Here is a 17,581-nt window from a genome sequence, read left to right on the forward strand (position 1 = left end):
TGACATTACTTATTTTGGTGACTTGAAGAGCTCTTTAAAATTAGTACCATCTAGTTACGGCATTAGGGCCGTATTATTGATTGGGGATAAAGAATGGCTAAGAAATCATTTCTGTTGGTCGGCACTTCCGTCATTGCTGCTGGGTTTATAGCAATGACCGCCCTGCCGGCGAATGCTGCGTATAGTGTCGGCTTAGGAGCTGTTGAGTGCTCACAATGGCAGCCGCACGAAGTTCATGTGGAATCAGTAGCGCGTGGTGCGGTTCATCACTTCACGCATAGTGCCTTCCATGGCAGTATGACGATGAGCGCCGGCACATCGGCTTCCTATATGGCCATTGATACTCACCATTGGCCTAGGAAAGAGGCCGTGTATGGCTGGGTTTCCACTTCAAGTAACAGTTCTTCCGATATACAATCTGCGACGATCAACTGCCAGTAGCAACGAATCTATACAAACGCGTGGACGGGGCATGCTAAGGCGTGCCCCGTTTTAGCGGCGACGAGCCCGAAGTCATACATTCCGTTGTCCGGCCTGGCCTCGCGCTCCAGTTTTAGTGCCGACGTGGGTGTGAATAGGGTTTTCGCGCTTCCGCTTTTCCGATTGCGATCGCCAGCTGCTCCGCTTAGGAGGGTTCGCCGTCGTCGTTTGTTAGCAGGAACTTGCGCAGCAGGTTCGCCAGCTGTGTCCGCTCCGTCTTGGACAGGCCGTCGAGCATCTTCTGCTGGTTCTCTACGTGGTGCTCCACCACGTCATCCACCAAGGCGAGTCCCTCTGGCGTGAGGCTGATCAGTAGTTGCCGGCGGTTCTCGGGGTTGGTCTCGCGATGAACCAGGCCGCGGTTTACGAGCCGGTCCACCCGGTTGGTCATGGCCGCTGAACCGATCATGGTGAGGCTGGCGAGTCGCCCGGGCGTCAACGGCGCCTCGGCAGCCGACCGGCGCAGTGTTGCCAGGACGTCGAACTCCCACGGCTCCAGTCCGAACTGGTTCATGAATTTCTGCACGTCCAGTGAGGCGAGGCGACTCGCCCTGTTGAGCCGGCCCAGAACGCCCATGGAGCTGACGTCCACGTCGGGTCGCTCTTTGTTCCACTGCTCAAGAATCATGTCCACTGCGTCGCGGTCCATCGTCCTCCAATGCTTGACCTCAAACATTACAGCACCTACATTGTCTTACATCAAATAGTTCGACATCAAAATGTATGGAAGTGAAAGATGAGTGCATCTACAGCGGTTGCCAGCAGGGCGGGAGTTGGGGCGCCCAAGGCATCCCCTCGCGACCTCTTCATCACCGTACTCGCGCCGATGGTCTGGGGCTCCACCTACCTGGTGACCACGGAGTTCCTCCCCGCCGATCGGCCGCTGCTGGCCGCAACCGTGCGGGCCCTGCCGGCGGGCATTGTGCTGATGCTCGTCACTCGAACGTGGCCGCGGGGGAGTTGGTGGTTCAAAGCCGCAGCGCTGGGCGCGCTCAACATTGGGCTGTTCTTCTTCCTGCTGTTTTTCACCGCCTACCAACTGCCGGGTGGGCTCGCAGCCCTGGTCATGTCCATCCAGCCCTTGTTTGTGCTGTTCCTCGGCGTGCTGTTGCTGGGGGAGAGGATCCGCATGGCGCACATCATTGCCTGCGCGGTTGGAGCCGCGGGTGTCGGCTTGCTCGTCCTGCGATCCGACGCGACGCTGACTTTTGTGGGTGTGCTCGCCGGGATGGCGGCGGCGCTGAGCATGGCGGCCGGCATAGTCCTCACCAAACGTTGGGGAAGGCCCGACGGCGTGGGGCTGCTTGGGTTTACTGGCCTGCAGTTAGCGATGGGTGGCGTGATGCTGCTGCCCGTGACCTTGGTTGTTGAAGGGCTGCCGGGGTCGGTTTCGGTGCCTAACCTGGCGGGTTTTGCGTACCTCAGTGTCATTGGTGCGTTGGTGGCTTACGCCGTGTGGTTCCGGGGGATCCAGCGGCTGCCCACGATGGTGGTGTCGTTCTTGGGATTCCTGAGCCCGCTTGTAGCGACGGTGCTGGGGTTCGTGTTCCTGGAGGAGTCGTTGTCGGGGTGGCAGCTGGTGGGTGCGGTGCTGGTGCTGGGGTCGGTGTTTTTGGTGCAGCGGCCGGTTCGGTCTTCTCAGCGTGCTGCATCCCGACACCTCGCGCGAACGAACTCGACCCGAAACATCAAGCCATAGAAAACCCGCAGATTCCTTTCAACAGTTAAGCTGTTGTGCGCAGTCCCTAAGCCGCGTGCCTGCTGAGAAAACTAGTTGGAAAATTTCCGCTTTGAGAGTTGGTGTTCGTCGAGCTCGTCGAACCGCAGCGGGGCATGGGAAGCCATTGCAGAGTCCCCTTCAAACCCCTCGTAGCAGCCGGCGCGTATTTCAACGTCGTATCGCGATTTCGCATAACTCAACGGCCATTAGAAGATTACGTCATGGTAGTAGCGAAAGAGATGACCCCAAGAGTAGCGCAGTCAAGAACGCCATCAGGGAACTGGCAGGAGAAAATGGCACATCCCATAGCCACCGTAATACTAAGTGCCGTCGTAGGGGCGGGCAGTGCACTTCTTGTTGCGGCCATAGACGCAGGTGTAACCGTCCAGACCGTCCAGCAGCAGCTTCAGGCCGAACGGGAGAAGGAGCACAGGGAGAAAACGCCTGCGATCTACACCGCCTACCTCGATGCGGCGTCGCGTTATAGGACCGCTCAAGTGAATTTGGTGGCCTACACAGGTCAAAATGGGCTTCGAAATGGAGATGATAATCTCAACTTGGCCACCGCACTTGCCGATCCGACGGCGAGGGAATTGCTTAATCTGAAGAATAGCGCCGCCTCGACGTATGAGACGGCTGTTGATGGTCTTGCTGTTTACGGCTCGGATGAGGCTTGGAAGATTCATCAGCGAATCGCTTCCATGTCGGGAAGAGTTGTAGATGCGGATGGGGATGGTGTGGATGAAACAAGCTTTGAAAATTATGTCGATGACATGAGAATTGAATTTTGCAAAACTGTTTCACTCCATGGCGAGGCATGTGGGGATCGACGTCTAGCGCCCGATTACATCCAAAAAATGCGCGGTTAGATGACAACACTCTCCAATGAGGTGGTGCCCGCAATCCTCTGTCGCGTTGTCGCCTTTGTGCTTTGTCACTCCCACGCAATACGCTGGCGCGGTGGACACGTTTAATGGGGGAACCGCAGGAGCTAGCCTGCCGGAAGGGTTGTACGAACTTCTTCACACAACCGAAGTCGCAGCCAACCTCGAACAGGTGCCGGAGCTTCAAGCGTCGGTGACCAAGGTCGACGAGAACGACACACCGGACATACTCTCCCGGTACGTCGCCGATGCGGTTCGAAACGCGCTCGCGAACGCGAGGCCCGAAGAACGAGTCGCCCTGGCCAATCGGCTGCTCGCCGAGATCCAAACGGTCATTAGGATCACACCAGGCCCCCAGCAACTGCTCTCGCTGCATCGCCCGGATGCCCTGAAAAGGCGACAGCTCCGGCGCCCCAGCACCAAGCTCAGCGATTCGGCACTTCTGACAAACAATAGGGACGAGCCGAACCTCGCGGCTGAACTCCGAACGGAAATTGAATCAGCCGACACCGTCGATCTCCTCTGCGCGTTCGTGCGATGGACCGGTCTGCGGCTTCTTGAACCAGCGCTGGAACAACTTCGTGAGCGGGGTGTGAAGTTCAGAGTCATCACCACGACGTATATGGGCGCCACTGAACGTCGGGCCATTGATGAACTAGTACGCCGCTATGACGCCGAAGTAAAAATCAGCTACGAAACCCAAGCCACCCGGCTCCACGCAAAAGCGTGGCTGTTCCGGCGGAACACCGGCTTTGACACTGCGTACGTGGGCAGCTCCAATCTCAGCCAGGCAGCGCTTCTGGATGGCCTTGAATGGAATGTGCGACTTAGTTCTGTGGCGACGCCGGACCTGCTCAAGAAGTTCGAGGTTACTTTCGATAGTTACTGGGAACAACAGGCATTTCAGAGTTACGATCCCGATCGTGACGGCGACAAGCTGGACGCCGCCCTCGAACGCAACGGCGGCAAGCGAACCTCTGCGCCGGATGCTGTCACGGGTCTTGAAATTGTGCCTTTCCTTCATCAAGAAGAAATGCTTGAGGGCCTCGAAGCGGAGCGATCCAAAGGATTCAACAGGAATCTCCTTGTCGCCGCCACCGGCACCGGAAAGACGGTCATTGCAGCCCTCGACTACAAACGGCTCTGTGAAGCGGCAGGTAGGCCTCTTACGCTGCTTTTCGTGGCACATCGGCAGGAGATTCTGAAACAGTCGCTCCGTGCGTACAGGAGTGTTCTGCAGAATGGCGCGTTCGGAGAACTCTTCGTCGGTGACCACAAGCCAAAGTACTGGAACCATGTCTTCGCCTCAGTGCAGTCACTTGCATCGCTTGGCGTGCAGACGCTTGAGCCCGATCAATTCGACATAGTAGTCATTGACGAGTTCCACCACGCCATGGCGCCCACCTATCGCCAACTCCTGGATCATTTGAAACCTCAGCAGTTCGTCGGGCTGACTGCTACTCCAGAACGCGGCGACGGCGGCAACGTCGCCAATGAGTATTTCGGTGGTCGCACTGCCAGCGAGCTTCGTCTTTGGGATGCCTTGGACGCTGACCTGCTTGTACCATTCCACTACTTCGGCGTCTCTGACGACGTAGATCTAAGCCAACTGGAATGGAAACGCGGCAACTACGACACCGCCCAATTGGACCGCTTGTACACGGGCAATGATGCCCGGGCTGCAAAGGTCATCCGCGAGCTCCGAGACAAAGTCACTGGGACCGAACACATGCGCGCCCTGGGCTTCTGCGTTTCGGTCCAGCACGCCCACTACATGGCAAAGGTGTTTAATGCGGCCGGCATTGCATCAGTTGCCGTGGACGGTGGCACTGACGAGGCCGAAAGAGCACGTGCCCTTGACCAGCTTAGAAACCGGGAGATCAACTGCGTTTTCGCCGTGGATCTGTTCAACGAAGGCTTGGATATCCCGCAGGTGGACACGGTCCTGATGCTGCGGCCCACCCAGAGTGCCACGATTTTCTTACAGCAACTCGGACGCGGCCTACGCCGAGCGGACGACAAAGCTGTACTCACTGTCCTGGATTTCATTGGCCAACAACGCCGTGAATTCCGGTTCGATCTTCGTTACCGGGCTCTGACGGGGTACGGGAGGACGGAATTGAAGAAGGCAGTAGAGGACGAGTTTCCTTTCCTCCCGTCGGGCTCACAGATCGTGCTCGATCGGGTAGCGCAGAAGGTGGTGCTGGACAACATAAAGACGCAACTTCGTTTCAACCGTGCGCAGTTGGTTCGCGACGTTGCTTCCTATGGGGAAATCGAGTTGGCCGCGTACCTCCTAGAATCGGGCAGCGACCTGAAATCCATCTACCGGTCAACCCGCGATTCGTGGACGAGCTACCTCCGGCAAGCGCAATTGATTGAGGGCTTCTCAGGTCTTGAATCCGCGCTTAAGGGAGCACATCACGATCGTTCCGATACGGAGGAGAAGAAACTTCTGGGACGCATGGCGGCTCTCATCCACGTCGACGATCCGGAGCGAGCGGAGGCGTACACGATGCTTGTGGGCGCGGATGCGCCCCGCTACGCGGACCTGGGCCCACGGGAACAGACGTTCGCCCGGATGCTGTTCTACACACTTTGGGACGACGGAGGCGGTTTCAAGACATACGACGGCGGCCTCGACCACCTGCGAGGCTATCCGTTTGTGTGCCGCGAAATCCGACAGATTGTCAGTCTGGGCGTTGCGGCATCAAAGCACGCCGCGAAAGGGCTCGGCGTTGGGCTCCAACACATTCCACTGCTCTCGCATGCGACATACAGGCGAGAGGAGATTCTCGCCGCGCTTGAATATGGTTCGCTCGACCGCGGCAGGAATGTGAAGCACCGCGAGGGTGTCGCGTGGTGTCCCGCTACGGCCACCGACGCCTTCTTTGTCACCCTGAACAAGGACGACGAGAAGCACTCTGCGACCACCATGTACAAGGACTACGCCATCAGTCCTGAATTGTTCCACTGGGAATCGCAGAACAGCACATCGCCCGCCAGCCCTGTTGGACAGCGTTATTTGGACAGAAAAGCGAAAGGCTCGCAAATTCTGTTGTTCACCCGAGACGTTGCAGAGGACGAGACTGGTTTGACGGTCCCGTACACGTGCTTGGGTCAGGTGGACTATGTCCAGCATTCCGGTGAGAAGCCGATTGCAATTACATGGAAGCTGCACCGGCCGATGCCGGCCGACGTGTTCGCGACTGCTGCGGCCGTGGCGCAGTAACGACTGCTCGGCGAGGTTCCGAATAGGCGTCATGCAAAAATGTGCTCTGTGAATTCTTGGAGGAGAACTGTGGGATCAGGCGGCTCGAAGGAACTCGGATGGCGTTGCAGAATTTGTCGCAAAATGATTACGGCAAAGCCCTTGGGAGGAAAAGTCGTTAGTCACAAGGATCGTGACGGCCGCTTGTGCGCCGGGTCCGGGATGCCCGCGGTCAACCTTGCGTCGCCACAGAAGTCGAAGCGGCGACGGGCAGCAGTAGGGAGGGCGGCGTCGCCGGTCAAACAACCGAAGACTTCCCTGGGGTAACCAACCAAGCAGCCGGTGAAGGAACCGCGCGAGCGTCCGGACGTGCTGCCTGCGAAGAAGCCCACCGGTGTTCTCCCAGTTCCGACTCGTCGCGGCAATGGAGAGGGACGATTGGCCCTACTCAGCGAAAATCCAAGGCAGGATATCGAGATGGATGCTGGATGGCACCGAGTCAGGTTGGGAACCTCACAGGGGACGGGCAAACGACGCTGATTCCGCCGCTGACACTATGGTCGCAGGTCTAAAGGTCTGATACCTGTTCCATTCTTGATCAGTCCCAGCAAGTCGTCCTGGCGAGCTTGGCCTAGGGTCAGTCTGTACTTCGCGAGTCCATCGAGCATGTGCTGCGTCCTCGTGACGTCTCGGCTTAGGGGATGGTCGAGGAGTCGCCGCTCGATCTTGTGGGGACCGGGATGAATCCAATGGGGCGCAAACTCTGTACGCGGTTCCACAGGTCCGGCGGAGATCTCGGAACTTGCAACGTTGAACAACGTTTGCCACGGGTCCGTAACACCGGTCTTCAGCGCCGATTCTCCGTACGCATGGGCAACGTTTTTTCGGACGGCGTGTCCCATATAGCGATGCACACGACCCTCCCGCTGCTCGAAGTCCACGGGGTTGCTTGGCACATTCCAGTGGATGACGGAGTGCGCCCACCAGTGGAAGTCGATTCCTTCTTGGCCAACAGACGTCGAGGCCAAGACGAAGGGCCAAAATGGACTATTGAAGGCGCGGCGAACATCAGGCATACGTGTGCTATCGCCGTCGTCGGTGCGGGCGTTGCTGTAACGGACTGCAAAGCGGACGCCCATGCGGAGGTCGTCATGAGACTTGTCTGGATACTTGGCGAGCAACTGCGCAGGCTTGATGGACAGGGATAAGCGGATGTCTTCGGCGATTGCCCAGAGATTATCGACGGAGACTGAGCCCGGCGCCTGCTGGCTACGCAGCTGGAACACGTACTCATCCAATACGGCTTGGAGATTTCCGCTCTCGCAGTAGCGAAGGACTTTCTGCCAGTAGTCACCTTCGGGGTAAAGGGTGTCCAACAGTTCGGTGACATCGAGCCGGTTGAATAATGTCCTCAGGCCTGAAGCAGCGCTCAATGCTGCTTTCCAGAGCTCACTTTCATCAAAACTGACGGGAACGATGCGAGCTATCGCACGGTAAAGACAGTTTGCAGGTGAGTTCACTGCCAAATCTTCTATGCCTTCTTCCCAACCTATGGACGGTTGGTTGGCCACTGCCACCATTCGGTCAGCGTGGGCCAGGTAAAGTACGGAGTCGGAGCTTCCCTCTTCGTCGCTGTCCTCATCAGACGCTCTTCCGGCTTTCCGGATATCCTCGTCGATCCTTCGCAACTCTTGTCGTGCCAACTTTGGGCTGTCACGCCAAGCTGTTGGGAGTGCTCCTGGGATCGAGAAGTATGAAGCCCACGTGCCGAGTCGGACTGCGGGCTCGGCAACTGTGCCGCTGATCAATTTCTTGCCGCATACTGCCGCTCGTGCCTTGATCTTGGCCTTATCGGCGGCTGAGCCTTCGTGGGCGGCACTGATCAGGGGATCGCTGGCACGAGCCAGGGCAGCATGCGGAACAAACAAGGCGAGTGTGGACATGGCAAGCGGCTCACCGTTGCGGACGTTGTAGCGGAGACGGCCGCGGAAGCGCTTGCGGGCTTCGGCCGTGTTCTCGCCATGGAGATTGGAGCCCCACATGATATTTCGCTCAGCCTCGTAGGAGAGCAGCGTAGTGATGGCTGTTGGGGCAGCATTCCAAGCTGAAAAGATGACCTGCTTAGTGACGGTTCCTTCCACCTGGGCGAATGGACCAGAGGGCTTCACATAGGGGAGTGATGGGGGCATCCATAACAATTTCCACCAGTCCTGTCCAACGGTATGTTCACGCACGGCTCTGAACTTGGCGTTGTCCGTTTCAATATGGCCGTATTGCCGGTGAACCTCGGGGTTGACGGTCATCAGGCCTGGCAGTGTCGGGTCGACGGCAGCGTGATCGCAATGGATTTTGTCATCCAGCATCCGGCCAACCTTGTAGTCGGTGAGGAAATGCGCGAACATCGGCACGGATTTCCAAAATTCCATAGGGCTACCCGACCCGGCCGCTTGGAATAATTTGGCCAACGACCGGTAGCTGACGAGATCGGCAGCGCGGACATCTGTGGGTGACATATCGATGCAGGCGAGCATGTCATCGTCACCCAGCTGCGGCCTTTCGGTCCGGCTCATGAAGAGTTTAAGACGATGTTCAATTCTCTGGGTGAGCCCTTCGTCGTTCACGTGCCGAATAAGATTCGAACGGCGTGAGTCCAGCTCGGCATCGAGCGTTTCGATGTATTCCGTCCGCCCGTTGCTCAGAAAACGCAGGAGTTGGCGGAAGTCGGCCGCATGATCATCGCCGTCGGATTCAGCGGCACCTGTATGGGCTTTGTAAGGCGTGGCTGAGAGTAATACGAGCTTGGCTCCCTCATACTTCAAGAATTGTCTTGCAAGCTCGGCTGCAGCATCTTCGTCGTTGTAGGCTGCTTTGGGTTCATAGAGGAGATCGCGGAACCTTTGGAACTCGTCTAAGACGATCAGATCTGGTTCCAAACATTCCAGCGCAGCCTTTGCCAGGTCTCCGCGAAGGGCACCGACAACCGCACGCGTCTTAGGCCGGACTGCGGCAGCTCCAGCAACCAACGCCTCCTCCATCAGTCGATCGAACGCAGATAGGTTGCCAGAGCGCGTGGCCAAAGCATGAAACCTGCCAACGACCGACTTCACTATGCCTTCGGGGTGGAGACCGTCCAGCCTTCTGACCTCCCAACTGAAGTTCTTGGCCTTGGACTGTGACCGCAGGAGTTCGATTGCAACGTCGTGCCGGTCACTGCCGAAAGCTCCAAGCTGCCGGAGGATAAGGAAGAGCACGGCTCGCTCGCGTGCTTGACCCGGCGCATTGCTCACGTTGAATGAGGTGCCTGGAGTTAGCGAAATGAAGTTCACTCTCTTCCGAGTTCCGGGGTGGGGCGCCGCATTTAGCTTTCCGAGTTCCGTCGGAAGAAGGGTCAGCCGTCCCGACTCAATGATGTCCTTTTGGCCCGTTACATTCAGGCGTGCCAGATTCTGCTTTGCCAAATCAGAGTTTGAGCACACATAGACGATGTCAATCCGATCGACGTCCGAATCAGGCCGGTCCAAGCGTTCTATGGCCTTCGCGATAATTCCGCGAGCAACCATGCTTTTCCCCAGCCCGGTTTCGTCCGCCACCAGAAACCGATCAGCCGGATCATCATCGAGGTAAAACCGGCGGACCACATGGTCCACTGTCCGGCGCTGGAAGTGACGTAGTCCCCTCAGAGCGGCTTCTGAGTCAAACGTCATAAGGGGTCTCCATCTTCAACGCCTCTACCGCCGCCGTCCAAAGGGAATGCAGCTCGAGTATTTCCCTGTCATCGCTCCTAAGTGCCAGCAAGCGGTCCATGACAACCTTGAGGTCAGCGAAAACCGGCCCGGAGTCTGGGCTGGCCAGGGCTCCCACCATGGCTTCAAACAAACCGGAGGCCGAAACATAACTAGATGCAGACGCCGCGGATTGCCAGTTTGCGCCTGCGGCCCCTCCTATCCTGACGTCTTCGGGAGTTAGGAAAAGGAGCAGAAATTGGCAGAGCTTTTGAGGATCGTTCAACTGCCGCGCAACGATTTCGTCAAGCCTTCCCGGAAGGTCCGCTAGCAGGATTCCTTGGATGACTGTGCTCTTGGACAGCTGTGCCTCTGGGTCCTTTAAGGTCAGCAACAAGTACGGCGTGACGTCAGCGAGCGGAACTGCACGGAACCGTTGGATTGGTGCACCGCCGGAGGGAACGACGGCGGCCGTCACCTGGGGGAGCGACAGAAGTCGGAGGGTTGCGGTGAACTGGGGTTTAGATCTCCAGCTGTGGCTGATTTCGATAGCGAATGTCCCTAGGCTGTCCGGCTGGGCCTCGACTAGGAACTGATGAGCTGCTGCGGCCCGAAGCTCCTTCTCAAGGCTGAGAGCCGCTTGGTCTTCGTCAGAAGGTTCTTGGCCGCCTTTACCGCCGTACTCCTCGAAGGGGACTTCCTTGAGGCTGTCTATGACGCGCTGGACGCCCATCTGTTTCTTGGCACCCCGTAACTCTACGAGGAACTCGACATTGGTGCCGAAGGCCGCAGCGGTGGCATTGGCCGATCCCAACAGAGCGTAGGTGGAATGGTCGTAGTCGCAGAAGTAGGCCTTGGCGTGCAACCCCGATAGGTCCTCGGCGAGATTTCCAAAACCTTCCGGATCGGATGAAGCTTGGCCCGTACTTGTTGACTCAACGATTCCGCGTTCATCGAAGGACTTGAAGGAGCTGCGACGTTCGGACACAGTCTTTTCTTGAAGTAAGTCGAGCTGGTCACCGCGCGAGTACACATGGAGATTCCGCATCCACGGGTCTCTTAACCGGGCCAGGAGAGCGTCATCCAGGAATGGAGAGATGACTAATTTCTCGAAGCCCAGAAAGGCGGCGTCGCCGGTCTTTCCATTGAGGGCTCGGAACTTACTTGGCTCCCGCAAATGGCCTGCGATTGAACCCTGTTCGAATTCCTCACCCAAACCCATGGGTCTAAACGCGAGTTTTTGGATACCTTCCGGCAGCTCCCATCTCACCTTCGACACTCGAGAGGCCAGTCCACGTACGCGAGCCAGCCGGTCGACGTCGAGCTTTACGGTACATAGCTCGGGCAGTTTTTCGATGAATCGAGCCAGAGGTCCGCTGTCAGGGCTGGCGTTTTCGGACTCGGCCTCGAGTTCTCCGTCGAGCCGCACTAGGAGATCCCAGCTGGCGTCGGGGGTCAGGTTGCGGCTGGAACATAGGAAGCGGTAGCGCCGTTCCGTGCCTCTCTCGAATTCAAGTACCCAAACCTTTGGGTGAAACAGACCCCGTTTGACGCTGACCTGGTGGACCATGGGCTCAAGCATTGCCAGTAGATCTGATGCGTCCTTGGGAGCTTGAATGTGCCCTGCTTGGCAGAATATGTCCACGCGATCAGAGACTTTGCGCAAGACGCTGAGAACGGCGACCGAATTCGTGTAGTCCTCGCCATTGCCCGCGACAAAGCTTAACGGAACAGAAAGGGCACTCGTCATGTCCAACGTGAATGTCGTGCCTACGGCGTGTAGCAGCCGGAAGCCAGATGGTGGACGGAGCTGTTGAGTGAGAGCCTGCCGATTCGTGGCGTCAAGCATCCGAGGAAGCCTCCGTTGCCAAGCCCGCATGGATATCCAAAACGGTCCGTCGCACCTGAAACCAACGGAAGCTAAGTGCCGTCACTGAAGTCGGCGGCTGCCAAGCACGGAGACGGCGCTCATTATGGAAACGGGAGTTCGACTTCTTCATCAACCTCTCGCGCGTCATGACCCGATCGCAGAATTCCTCATTGTCGATCATCTTGGCATGGCTCCTAGCAGCCTCAATCGCTGATCGCGCGAAGGCGGCTGTACTCGAGTTGATGCCTCGGTTCAACGATGTCGCACGAGTCAAATAGTCGTCTACGTCCCAGCCATCAAGGAGCCCGCGCTTGGCTTCGCGCTCATCTTCCCAAGAGTCGAGTAGGCGTTGCGTTTGTCCGACTATGTCCTCTTCGGGCGCGAATGCTGCACGTGAGTGTCCGCTAATTAGCCGCTGGTAGAGGATGGTCGCACCATTGTGGATTAGTGAGAAAACTTCCGCATCCCTTAGCCACTGGCCGGGTTCGCCTCCGACCGTTTGGCAAACGGGATCCAGCCACGGTGCCCAATGCCGCGGATCCGGGCTGGCGTCGGAGCCCACGAGATGAGCCAGCATGCTTCTTGGGCAGGCGATCATAATTCGCTCTCGAAGCCAGCTGGCCTCTTCGTGAGATAGCGTCAAACCTCGTTCGTCGGACTGGGGAAAGCCTGCTGACGGTGCGGGAATGCTGGGGTTCCATACGTACGGCGCATCGTCCTCGTCCTCGGAGGTCGGCGCTTTCATGCACATCAATTGTGCGACCGAGTTTCGTTCAGCCTCGGGGCTCACAATCCCGAATCGGCGCAGGGCGGACCAGTAAGCGGCTGAAGGGAGTTGTTTCACGTTCCGGCCGGCATCGCTCCCAATATAGCTCTCGACGCCCAATTCCTTGAGCCTGCCGATCAAACGGCGCTCGGACTCCTCAGATCGTTTGCGGAGATCTTCTGCATTCTTGGTCCCGCGATGTTCGGTCAAGTATGACCATGGCACCAGCAGCATGTAGCGAGCTCCGGCGTGCAGAACCGACGTTCCCGGAAACAGGCTGTTGCTGATGACATCGCGCAACTGACCGAGCCCGAGGTCGTCGGTGGTTTCCGGGCTGCCAAACAGTTTGACGAGCTCGCGCATCTTTGCGTTTTCCTCGGTGGAGGCGTCAAGCCAGGAGATGAGGGACGGCATTGCTATAGGCCCAGTCTCAACGCTTCGGACCTTTGAACCCGATCCCAGTCCACCATTTGCGAATCACGCTCATCTTGAGTGGGTCTTTTCGTGTTTGGAGAAAATATCTGAGCGCTGGAAGTTCGTCACTTGGTAGGAACCGGATGGAATCTGCATAGGCTGGCCGTGCGCACTGGCTAATCATTCCCGTTGCCCAGAGGTCCCACGTTTTGGTAGAGATAAACCCGTTTCGGCGAAGGTCGAGTTCGTCTTCACACAGCTGTAAATAGAATATGATTTTTGCTCGGTCTTCTTTTGGGAGCTTTAGCCGAGAAGGGGCCGCCCAAGGATCACCGCGGAAGCTGTCCATGAGATTCCAATATCTCTCAACGTACAAATTTTCGAAATCGCGATGTTTTGCCGCCCTCGCCCCGATAAGCTGCATCAGAGCCAAGATCAACGCGACCACCGTGAAGAGCTGCGCAACCAAGCCGACAATTTCCGTGCCGCTCATGCTTGCAGTTCTTCGTAGATCAGCTCACTCAACATCTTCAGCAGTGACTGCATTTTCGTTTTGTCGCCCAATGCCTGAAGACTCAGGTTGTAGTGGCTGTCCATAGAATTTGATACCGCGTCGGTGACAGCCTTCTCGAGATGAGGGCTGCTGCCGAAGTGGCTCCGCGAGTTGTTCTGGGCTTGCTTTTGGAGAGTTTCGTTCTTGACGAGCTCGCGGCGGACGCCCTCCACGAAGTGCGCTACTGCATCGAGTTCCTCGCCTTCGAAGGGTAGGTTGGCCTGCTGGATGATCTCTTCCCATGTCACCAGGACCGGATCCTTGGCCTGCCCGGTGCCGACCTCAGTGGGGGGTTTGAGCAGGGCATCCTCGTCCGACAGCTGCAGCTGGGCCTGCCCCTTGTCTTTGAGCGCGTACTTGGCAAGCACCACACCGGAGAGGTCCAGGGCGACCTTGGCATCGTTGACGCGGAGGACCGGAAGGAGGTGTTTGTAGTAAATGGATCGCTTCTCCAAATCAGTGTCGGCGAAGTCGACGATTTGAGAAAGGAAATCGTAAGCGCGGACAAATGAGCCGAGGTCCTTGCGAAACCGGTCTAGCTCGTCTTCGGCGACTTTGTCGCCCGCAGCCACAGCTGCGTTATACCGGCTATTGAAGCGCGACTTAGCTGGCGCGACCCACCCCGAGAGAGCGTTGTTCCCTGCTTCAAGCACATAGGACTTCACCAGGCCGTCCACCTCGGAATCGAGGTAGATCTGGGCAGCGTCTAGCTTGCTTTGGAGATCGTGCACCACGTTGGGTTCGGAGACGCTCTCCAGCGCCGCCTCGCGGAAGTAGGGCCTAAAGGACGCGAGGATCTCGTCGGGGTCATTGACGAAGTCCAAGACGAAGGTCTGGTCCTTGCCCACCGCAGTGCGGTTCAAGCGTGACAGGGTCTGCACGGCTGACACCCCGGAGAGCTTCTTGTCCACGTACATCGCGACGAGCAGTGGCTGGTCGAAGCCAGTCTGGAATTTGTTGGCAACCAGCATGATTTTGTAGTCGTCAGTTGAGAATGCCTCGGGCAGAGTGCGCCCCTTGAGACCGGGGTTCATGTTGATCTCAGTGAACGGCTCGACGCCGGATTCGTCGGCGGTCACCTCGCCGGAGAAGGCGACCATGGCCCCCAAGCCTGAGTAGCCGGCGTCGATGATGTACTTGTCGATTGCAAGCTTGTACCGCACGGCTTCTTTGCGGGACCCGGTAACGACCATGGCCTTAGCCTTGCCCTCAAGGCGCCAAGCGACGTTAGCGCGGAAATGCTCCACGATCACTTGGACCTTCTGGCTGATGTTGTATGGATGCAGTTTCACCCAGTTCATCAGCGACTTCAGCCCCTCCGACTTCTCTACCTGTGCGTCGTCCGAGTCGTAGTCGCGTCCTTCGTGCGTGAGCCGGTAGGCCACTTTGTAGCTGGTGTAGTTCTGCAACACGTCGAGAATGAAGCGCTCTTCGATGGCCTGCTGCATGGAGTACAGGTGAAATGGCTGCGGCAACCCGTCCGGACCCTTGCGGCCGAACAGCTCGAGCGTCTTAGCCTTCGGCGTTGCTGTGAAAGCGAAGTAGCTGATGTTCTTGGCATCGGCGCGTTCGGCCATCTCGGCAGCAAGGTAGCTCTCGACGTCGAACTCGCCGCCGTCGTTGACATCAGCCAGTTCTTCGGCGGACAGGACCTTCTTTAGCTTGTTGGCTGTTGACCCAGTCTGCGAGGAGTGTGCCTCGTCCGCGATGATGGCGAAGTTCCGGCCCTTCAAAGCGTGGGACTCGGCGATAGCCTTCAATGCAAAAGGGAAGGTCTGGATGGTGACGATGATGATCGGTGTTCGGGCCGCCAACGCGGCGCTGAGTTCGGCCGACTTCGAGCCTGCATTGCCGCGGATGGGAACTACGACGCCGGACTTGTGCTCGATCTGATATATCGCGTCCTGCAATTGGGCATCGAGCACGGTGCGGTCTGTCACGACAATGACGGAGTCGAAGATCTTCTCGTTGTCGACACCGTGCAGGGAGCTGAGCTGGTGTGCGGTCCATGCGATGGAGTTGGTCTTGCCGGACCCGGCGGAGTGCTGGATGAGGTATCGGTGACCTGGTCCCTCGGTGCGGGCGGTCGCGATGAGCTGGTTGACGACGTCCCACTGGTGGTAGCGGGGGAATAGCAGAGATTTGCGGACTTCCCGGTCGCCTGTGACGGGGTTGGTCTTGTCGCTGATCTGCAGGTGCAGGAACTTTCCGATGATGTTCAGCCAAGAATCGCGCTGCAGCACCTGTTCCCAAAGGTAACTGGTGGCCGAGCCCTTCGGGTTGACCGGGTTTCCGGCACTGCCGTTGTCACCGAGGTTGAAGGGCAGGAAGAAAGTGTCCTTGCCCTTGAGCTCGGTGGTCATCTGGATCTCGTCGTTGCTGACCGCGAAGTGAACCAGCGCACGGCGACCGAAGGACAGAAGGGGTTCGTCCTTGTTCTCGCTATTCCGTGGCCGACGGTCTTTGCGGTACTGCTCGACGGCGTCATTGATGTTCTGAGTGAAGTCTGTCTTGAGCTCGATTGTGGCAACCGGTAGGCCGTTGACGAATAGGACAAGATCGATGCTCTTCAGGGTGTCGACCGTGGAGTAGTGGACCTGACGGATCACCCGGAGGCGGACCTTGGCGTAGCGCTCCAGCGTCTCCGGGTTCAGGCCCATGGCCGGTTTGAACTGGCACATCTCGAACTTGGCGGCGACGTCTTTGAAACCGGTGCGCAGCACGGAGAGCATACCGGCTTCCTTGGCCGCCGGCTTGTCCAGGACCTTGCAGAGCCGGTCTAGGAGGAGGTTTTTGGCGACGTCGCGTTCGGCGGGGGAATCCGTCGGCTTGAGGACTTTCCCGAGATGCTCCGGCTGCGTGTCCGCCAGCCAAGTGAAGACGTCCTCCGGGACGAGAGCCCGTGCGGCGTCGTAAAGCTCGCTCGCCTTGCGGTCAGGTTCGTAGATCCAACCCTCAGCAGCCAAGGCCTGGCAGATCTCGTCCTCGAATGTCACTTCATTGTGCTGAGCCATACTGTTCCCCCTAGAAACTGTCGAAGAAGTCCTGGTCGAGCTTCTTCACGATCACAGTGCGATCGATCTGGACCCCGACGCCGTACGCGAACATGAGCGACGCCAGCCGGTGGCCGTCGATAAGTATCAGCGTGTAGTGCGCTGTTTCACGGGCAACGGCACGCGCCCCGGTGGTGAATGTCGAGGTGGTGATGAAGATGCCCTTGGTTGCCCGAAACTGGCCCAGAGCGCCGCTGAACGCCTGGACTTCGGGTGCTCCAACGTTGTTACCCTCGGAATAACGCTTGGCCTGCAGGTATACGCGGTCGAAGCCCAGGGCATCCTGCCAGACAATCCCGTCTATACCCTTGTCGCCGGAACGCTGCGTGGGCTTGAGATTGTCCTCGCGGTCTGTTCCGTAGCCCAGCGCTCTCACAACGAAAGGGATGAGGCGCTCGAATGCGTCCGGAGAGAGCTCGAGCAGGTTGCGGTAAATCTCGTCGATGACCACTTGGTTGAGTTGGTCCGCGGACTGCTCGAGGGCCTCGGAAGGGTCCGGGTCGATGACAGCTTCGGACGCTGCGGTTGCCGGTTCTACCCCGGGAAGGGCCGCCTTCTTGGGTGTCTTCGACGTGTTTTGGTACGCGCGGTACGACGCGTATTCCATCAGGGTCTGATAAGTGATTTCTGCCGCTGAGGAAACCCGGTGCAGGCCCTCGTCGCTGATCTTGTATTGACCGCGCGCCTCGCGCACAAGCAAACCGGCCTTCATGGAGTCGAAGACTGCCCAGTTAATCCTGTTCGACCAACGAGCCTCTCCGGAAGACATCACCTCCGCCATGTCTTCTTCGGTCAGACGAGTGCGTTCTGCTACGGCTGTCCTGATCTCAGCATTCCGGCGGATCTGGCCATCCGACATGACCCGCAGAACAGGATCAACGAATCCATGCCACTGAGGCAACGTCATA

11 protein-coding genes are annotated in these 17,581 nt (G+C 58.0%); 4 read left to right on the forward strand and 7 right to left on the reverse strand.

What is annotated here, in order from left to right:
* The first annotated feature begins 93 nt into the window (after positions 1 to 93).
* Positions 94 to 441: a hypothetical protein gene (locus J3D46_RS10760; RefSeq protein ID WP_253467006.1), complete on the forward strand. Its 348-nt coding sequence runs from the start codon at positions 94 to 96 to the stop codon at positions 439 to 441.
* Between the two features lie 184 nt (positions 442 to 625).
* On the opposite strand, the gene J3D46_RS10765 is transcribed toward J3D46_RS10760, so the two are convergent.
* Positions 626 to 1,129, reverse strand: coding sequence for a MarR family winged helix-turn-helix transcriptional regulator (locus J3D46_RS10765; protein ID WP_253467009.1), 504 nt, complete (start codon positions 1,127 to 1,129; stop codon positions 626 to 628).
* An 87-nt stretch (positions 1,130 to 1,216) separates the two neighbouring features.
* On the opposite strand from J3D46_RS10765, the gene J3D46_RS10770 reads away from it, so the two are divergent.
* From J3D46_RS10770 to J3D46_RS10780, 3 genes are all read left to right on the forward strand, one after another.
* A complete protein-coding gene (locus J3D46_RS10770) occupies positions 1,217 to 2,179 on the forward strand; it encodes an EamA family transporter (RefSeq protein WP_253467013.1) in 963 nt (320 codons plus the stop codon).
* 242 nt (positions 2,180 to 2,421) lie between these two features.
* Positions 2,422 to 3,069, forward strand: a complete 648-nt coding sequence (locus J3D46_RS10775; RefSeq protein WP_253467015.1) for a hypothetical protein — start codon at positions 2,422 to 2,424, stop codon at positions 3,067 to 3,069.
* 127 nt (positions 3,070 to 3,196) lie between these two features.
* Positions 3,197 to 6,316 (forward strand): DUF3427 domain-containing protein, encoded by a 3,120-nt coding sequence (locus tag J3D46_RS10780; RefSeq protein WP_305884646.1) that lies wholly within the window; start codon positions 3,197 to 3,199, stop codon positions 6,314 to 6,316.
* A gap of 533 nt (positions 6,317 to 6,849) precedes the next feature.
* Here the strand turns inward: J3D46_RS10780 and J3D46_RS10785 are convergent.
* Genes J3D46_RS10785 through J3D46_RS10810 form a run of 6 tightly spaced genes read right to left on the reverse strand, consistent with a single transcriptional unit; the run spans position 6,850 to position 17,580 of the window.
* Positions 6,850 to 9,999 carry a DEAD/DEAH box helicase gene (locus tag J3D46_RS10785; protein ID WP_253467021.1) on the reverse strand — a complete coding sequence of 1,050 codons (3,150 nt, stop codon included), beginning with the start codon at positions 9,997 to 9,999 and terminating at the stop codon, positions 6,850 to 6,852.
* Positions 9,989 to 11,866, reverse strand: coding sequence for a phospholipase D family protein (locus tag J3D46_RS10790; RefSeq protein ID WP_253467024.1), 1,878 nt, complete (start codon positions 11,864 to 11,866; stop codon positions 9,989 to 9,991). Before J3D46_RS10790 ends, J3D46_RS10785 begins: the two co-directional genes overlap by 11 nt.
* Positions 11,859 to 13,067, reverse strand: coding sequence for a DUF6361 family protein (locus J3D46_RS10795; protein WP_253467027.1), 1,209 nt, complete (start codon positions 13,065 to 13,067; stop codon positions 11,859 to 11,861). The genes J3D46_RS10790 and J3D46_RS10795 overlap by 8 nt, the downstream gene beginning before the upstream one ends.
* Positions 13,068 to 13,083: 16 nt before the next feature.
* The gene (locus J3D46_RS10800) at positions 13,084 to 13,560 is read right to left on the reverse strand and encodes a hypothetical protein (RefSeq protein WP_253467030.1); all 477 of its coding nucleotides are present in this window, start codon (positions 13,558 to 13,560) and stop codon (positions 13,084 to 13,086) included.
* Positions 13,557 to 16,634 carry a type I restriction endonuclease subunit R gene (locus J3D46_RS10805; protein ID WP_253467033.1) on the reverse strand — a complete coding sequence of 1,026 codons (3,078 nt, stop codon included), beginning with the start codon at positions 16,632 to 16,634 and terminating at the stop codon, positions 13,557 to 13,559. The genes J3D46_RS10800 and J3D46_RS10805 overlap by 4 nt, the downstream gene beginning before the upstream one ends.
* A gap of 10 nt (positions 16,635 to 16,644) precedes the next feature.
* On the reverse strand, positions 16,645 to 17,580 hold the full coding sequence (locus J3D46_RS10810; RefSeq protein ID WP_253467036.1) for a restriction endonuclease: 936 nt from the start codon (positions 17,578 to 17,580) through the stop codon (positions 16,645 to 16,647).
* Between the last annotated feature and the right edge of the window lies 1 nt (position 17,581).

The organism is Paenarthrobacter sp. A20, from assembly GCF_024168825.1.
In the GTDB taxonomy this organism is placed as follows: Bacteria; Actinomycetota; Actinomycetes; order Actinomycetales; family Micrococcaceae; genus Arthrobacter.

Excerpts from the sequence above, each read along its gene's own strand:
- J3D46_RS10785 (WP_253467021.1), bottom strand. The coding sequence starts at position 9,999 with ATGACGTTTGACTCAGAAGCCGCTCTGAGGGGACTACGTCACTTCCAG.
- J3D46_RS10775 (WP_253467015.1), top strand. The coding sequence starts at position 2,422 with ATGGTAGTAGCGAAAGAGATGACCCCAAGAGTAGCGCAGTCAAGAACG.
- J3D46_RS10795 (WP_253467027.1), bottom strand. The coding sequence starts at position 13,067 with ATGCCGTCCCTCATCTCCTGGCTTGACGCCTCCACCGAGGAAAACGCA.
- J3D46_RS10800 (WP_253467030.1), bottom strand. The coding sequence starts at position 13,560 with ATGAGCGGCACGGAAATTGTCGGCTTGGTTGCGCAGCTCTTCACGGTG.
- J3D46_RS10765 (WP_253467009.1), bottom strand. The coding sequence starts at position 1,129 with ATGGACCGCGACGCAGTGGACATGATTCTTGAGCAGTGGAACAAAGAG.
- J3D46_RS10760 (WP_253467006.1), top strand. The coding sequence starts at position 94 with ATGGCTAAGAAATCATTTCTGTTGGTCGGCACTTCCGTCATTGCTGCT.
- J3D46_RS10810 (WP_253467036.1), bottom strand. The coding sequence starts at position 17,580 with ATGACGTTGCCTCAGTGGCATGGATTCGTTGATCCTGTTCTGCGGGTC.
- J3D46_RS10790 (WP_253467024.1), bottom strand. The coding sequence starts at position 11,866 with ATGCTTGACGCCACGAATCGGCAGGCTCTCACTCAACAGCTCCGTCCA.
- J3D46_RS10805 (WP_253467033.1), bottom strand. The coding sequence starts at position 16,634 with ATGGCTCAGCACAATGAAGTGACATTCGAGGACGAGATCTGCCAGGCC.
- J3D46_RS10770 (WP_253467013.1), top strand. The coding sequence starts at position 1,217 with ATGAGTGCATCTACAGCGGTTGCCAGCAGGGCGGGAGTTGGGGCGCCC.